The organism is Bacillota bacterium, from assembly GCA_024655925.1.
In the GTDB taxonomy this organism is placed as follows: domain Bacteria; phylum Bacillota; class DTU025; order DTU025; family JANLFS01; genus JANLFS01.
Genome location: JANLFS010000127.1, coordinates 1 through 4503, shown reverse-complemented (window position 1 = coordinate 4503; position 4503 = coordinate 1). Strand labels below are relative to the sequence as shown.

Sequence of the window (4503 nt, the reverse complement as noted above, 5' to 3'; positions counted from 1 at the left end):
CGGCACCCCTGGAGGGGATGCGATCTGGCAGACGATGTTCCAGCTGATCGTCAACGTCATTGATTTCCGCATGGATGTGCAGACCGCCATCGAGGCCCCGAGATACCGCATCTACAGCTTCGGTGGAAACGACCTGAGGCTCGAGGCCAGGATCCCAGAAGACGTCCGCAAAGGACTCGAGGCCAAAGGACACAAGATCAGGCTGTTCTCCGACTGGACAATGTCCGTCGGCGGGGCGCAGGGCGTTGTTGTCGACCCGTCGCGCATGGTGCTGATGGGCGGAGCCGACCCGCGCCGTGACGGCTACGTGGTAGGTTGGTAACGGAGGCGTTGGGAAGGGGCGGTCCGGGCAGGCCGGCCGCCCCATTCTCTCCCTTCGACTGGCATTGGAGGAGGGATGGACTTGGTGACCAGTGCCGTATTGGCTCTAGTGGTGATGGTTATTACATTCATCGTCGCTCTCAGGTTCCTCAGAATGCCGACAACTCTGGCTATGGTCCTGACGGCGGCGGCGGGCGCCCTTGCCGGAGGGTACGGGATTCCAATCAGGCGGTTTGCCGAGGGATCCACCGCCTACCTTTACTTCTTGCTCATTGTGATCACTGCAGGAGTCTTCATGGATGTCCTGAGAGAGAGCGGCGCCCTCAACCTCCTGGTGCGAGACATCACCAAGAGGTTTCACAGACGCCCGTTCATCTTGCTTCTTCTGATCATGATTGTCGTTATGTTCCCCGGAGCTGTGACTGGTTCCGGAACTGTTGCGGTGCTTGCGACGGGTGGGATAGTCGGACCGGTGCTTGTGGGAATGGGCATCCCCATCCTCAACGTTGCTGTGCTTGTGGCGATTGCAGGGGTGTTGAGTCTGATTGCCCCGCCCGTGAATGTGTATGCCATGATAATGGCTGCGGGAATCAACCTTCCGTATTCGGGGTTCTTTTGCCCGCTGGCTTTCGTATGTTTGGTCCTTGCGACTATCGCTGCGGCGGTGTACGGGCTTCGTTTCGTCCGGGGACCTCTCGACGTGGAGGCTGTTCTCGCAAAGCTCCCGCAGGTGCGGGCTGGGCAATCCCGGGCGGCAGCCTACATTCCTCTCATTGCGATCATAGCCCTGATGGTGGCCACGAGGCTCTTTCCTCTGGTCATGCCGAACATTGGATTGCCGCTGATATTCGTGATCGGTGTGTTGGTCGCGCTCGCTTGCGGCGCAAGGGTTGACCTGTGGAAATCGTTCACTAATACAATGGACCTGCTGTTGCCGATCATAGGTATTATGACGGCGGTGGGGATCCTCGTTCAGATCATGAGCCTGACCGGCGTCAAGGGCCTGTTCGTGACGGCTATTCTCACCTTGCCTGGGTTTCTCCTGTACCCCGGACTCTACGCGGTGCTGCCTTTTGCAGGCACCTTTCTTGCCTTCGGAGCGGCAGCGGTCTTCGGGCTTCCATACATGTGGGCCTCCCTCGGTCGGGATCCCGTCATCGCGATATCCGGCTTGAGCTTGTGTATCTCGCTTGGGGCGCTGATACCTCCTACGGCTCTCGTGGGCAAGTTCGCGGTCTCGTCAGTAGGGTACGACGGGGAATACCGGACCTTCCTGCGCAAGTGCGTGCCTCCGATTCTCCTGATCAATCTCCTCGGTGTCCTGGCCGTCTACTTCGCCAACAGCTTGAAGTTCCTCGTGAGGTGACGAGCGGAATGACCAGCATGATCTCAGCGTTATACACCGGGCTGTGCGGCCTGGTAGTGATCGGGTTCGTCCGAAAGATGTTCCGGTCGGACGACATCTACGAGCAGATTGTTTGCGGAGTTGTGATGGCGCCGTTCCTTCTCAGGGCGCTTCACATCCGCTGAAGGAGGTGGTGCAAGGTGTCTGCTTCGCCCAACTTCAAGAGGCCGACTTCTTCCGGAGCCCGGCTGGTCAGAGCCGCAGTGATTCTCGCGGTCACTATTGCAGTGACTGCGCTTGCAAGCGCACAGATACTGGAATCCTACACGGTTGAGCCGATTGTGAAAGGGCCTTCCGTGACTGAAGTGAGGAGATTGTCAGACTACTTCGGGGGCATTCGTGGCACTGCCGGGGATACGGATGTGTACGTGCTCGAAGGAGACGAACCTGGCGGGACTGTGCTCCTTCTCGGCGGCGTTCATGCGACCGAGGTCGCCGGCATGCTCACGGCCGTCCTCTTCATAGAGAACGCCGTCGTCGAGCGCGGCAGACTGATCATCATTCCCCACAGCAACAACAGTGGGTTCACCGCGCAGCCCGCTGAGGACGCGTTTCTGCCCAGGTTCCATGTGAAGACCGAGTGGGGCGAGCGCTGGTTCAGACTCGGCGACAGGCTGACCAACCCCGTCCACCAGTGGCCGGACCCCGAGGCCTACGCGCACTACCCATCCGGGCAGATACTGAGCGGCTCTGAAGTCAGAAACCTCAACCGCTGCTTCCCCGGGCGTCCGAACGGATTATTCACGGAACGGGTGGCCTACGCCATCACCGAACTCATCCGCAAGGAAGACTGCGACCTTGTGATCGACCTGCACGAGGCGTCCGCGATGTATCCCATCGTCAACGTGATGGTTGCCCATGAGAACGCCCTGGACATAGCTGGGATGTCCGCCATGACTCTCGAGTTCAACGAGGGATTCAGGATAGGGGTTGAGGCATCCCCCGGCAGGCTCAGAGGGCTCACCCACAGGGAGGTCGGGGACCACTCCGACGCTCGGGTCATCCTGATGGAGGTGGCGAACCCGCTGATGGACTGGGTGCGCGGGAGGACCACCGAAGACCTCCTCCTGGTTGGGAAAGATGAGTTTCTCCTCGCGGCGGCCAAGAAAGGCCTGGTCACCGTGCCTTACGATGAGGGAGGCCTGCCCATTGAGATGAGGGTAGGCAGGCATGCTTCGAGCATCTTGGAGATACTCCAGACCATGGAGATGATGTACCCGGGCACGGGCGTTGACATAACTGGTGTTCCGCGCTACGCGGACATACGGGAACGTGGCCTCGGCCACTTCCTGAAGAACCCCAATGGGGCTGAGTGAGAAAAGCAGTGGAGGTGGCTGGGAGTTGAACGACCGGACTTGCCGCACTGTCGCTGCAGTCACCATCGGGCAGACACCTCGGGAAGACATCGTGCCGGAGCTCCGAAGGATAATGGGGATTCCCGAGGGCCCGAGAGTGGAGAGCATTCCGCCGAGAAGTGAGGCCGCAAGGGGGGAATGCCGATGCAGCGCCTCCCCAGCCTCGCCCCGCGCTGCCATTCAGATCGTGGAATTCGGCGCTCTGGACGGCCTCAGTGATGCCGAGGTTGCGGCGCTCGCTCCCACACAGGGGGAGGAACTCCTCGTCACGAGGCTCAGAACAGGCAGGTCGGTCCAGGTGTCCGAGAGGAAGCTGTATCCCCTGGTCGAGGCGGCTGTGCGCCGCGCGAAGGATCAGGCTGACGCCATCATCCTCCTGTGCACCGGGTCCTTTGACGATCTGGAGTCGAACCGTCCCCTCCTGCGCCCGGATCGGATACTCATGTCCACCGCCTTGGCAGTCGTGGGCGACGGAATTCTGGGCGTGCTTACCCCCGACCGGAGTCAGGCTTGCTGGCAAGCGGAGCGCTGGGAGAAAGCTGCGCGGGCTGCGGGCCTGGGCACCACTGTCGTTGTCGAAGCGGCATCACCGTTTGGAGTGAAGGAGAGCGTGAAGGGCAATGGGGGAGTGACCTCCTGCTCGGGGACAGAGGTCCAGCCAGGCCCTGGTTTGACTCACACGGAGCTGAGGGAGGCCGCCCGGGCACTTGCCCAGTGCGACGTCGTGGTGATGGATTGCATGGGCTATGACCTTTCGATGAAAGAGGTCGCGAGAGAGGCCTCCGGCCGACCGGTGATGCTGGCCAGGTCCGTGTTGGCCAGGGTTGCGGCGGAGGTTGTTCTGTAGATTTCGCTTGGGTGGAGTTCACTGATGCGTCGGTCTCTCAGACGAAAGGCCAGGCAATCACGAAGACACCCCCAATTGCACACCGAGACAATCAGAGCGAGCGCCACTGCAAGCACGCCTGCTTCAGTGGCCATCGCGGCTCCCGTGATTACGCTGCGACGATGAGCAGCGGGATTACCCAAGACCAGGCAGCCCCTTTGAAAACCGCCCAGCTTTCTCGAAGCGATACCATCCGTCCCCGGTTCTCCTACCCACCCTTGAGGCAGATCAGGCAAATCGAAGTAATCACGAGCCTTCCAATTGGACCCCCAACGGTGAAGAATGTGTCATGTGGTTTGTCGCGCGTGGATTCTTTCGCCGTTGTTCGTCGCGAGCTTCGGCCAGGACTGTGACTCGAAACTGAGTGGTACGGTCCGGGGGAGCGAGAGACGGACGGCTTCGGATGGCCGGCCCGCACGCCATGGTAGATCCGGTACGATACTTGGAAAAACCGGTGACCGGAGGGAGGAATTCGTTCAATGGCATGGAATAATTCAATAGAATCAAATGCGGTTCACTGCCACGAAAGTGATTGC

General features: G+C 60.3%; 5 protein-coding genes. All 5 read left to right on the top strand.

Annotated features, from left to right (window positions below; all coding sequences use genetic code 11):
• The coding region (locus NUW23_14305) for a gamma-glutamyltransferase (GenBank protein ID MCR4427332.1) at positions 1–322 on the top strand (322 nt) is incomplete at its 5' end.
• Positions 323–403: 81 nt separating this feature from the next.
• The gene (locus tag NUW23_14300; GenBank protein ID MCR4427331.1) at positions 404–1687 is read left to right on the top strand and encodes a TRAP transporter large permease; all 1284 of its coding nucleotides are present in this window, start codon (positions 404–406) and stop codon (positions 1685–1687) included.
• An 8-nt stretch (positions 1688–1695) separates the two neighbouring features.
• A complete protein-coding gene (locus tag NUW23_14295) occupies positions 1696–1851 on the top strand; it encodes a hypothetical protein (GenBank protein ID MCR4427330.1) in 156 nt (51 codons plus the stop codon).
• A gap of 15 nt (positions 1852–1866) precedes the next feature.
• Positions 1867–3042, top strand: coding sequence for a succinylglutamate desuccinylase/aspartoacylase family protein (locus tag NUW23_14290; GenBank protein ID MCR4427329.1), 1176 nt, complete (start codon positions 1867–1869; stop codon positions 3040–3042).
• A gap of 25 nt (positions 3043–3067) precedes the next feature.
• Positions 3068–3928, top strand: coding sequence for an AroM family protein (locus tag NUW23_14285; protein MCR4427328.1), 861 nt, complete (start codon positions 3068–3070; stop codon positions 3926–3928).
• Positions 3929–4503: the final 575 nt, after the last annotated feature.

Bases quoted from the DNA above. Each gene is read 5' to 3' on its own strand.
- NUW23_14295 (MCR4427330.1), top strand. From the start codon at position 1,696: ATGACCAGCATGATCTCAGCGTTATACACCGGGCTGTGCGGCCTGGTA.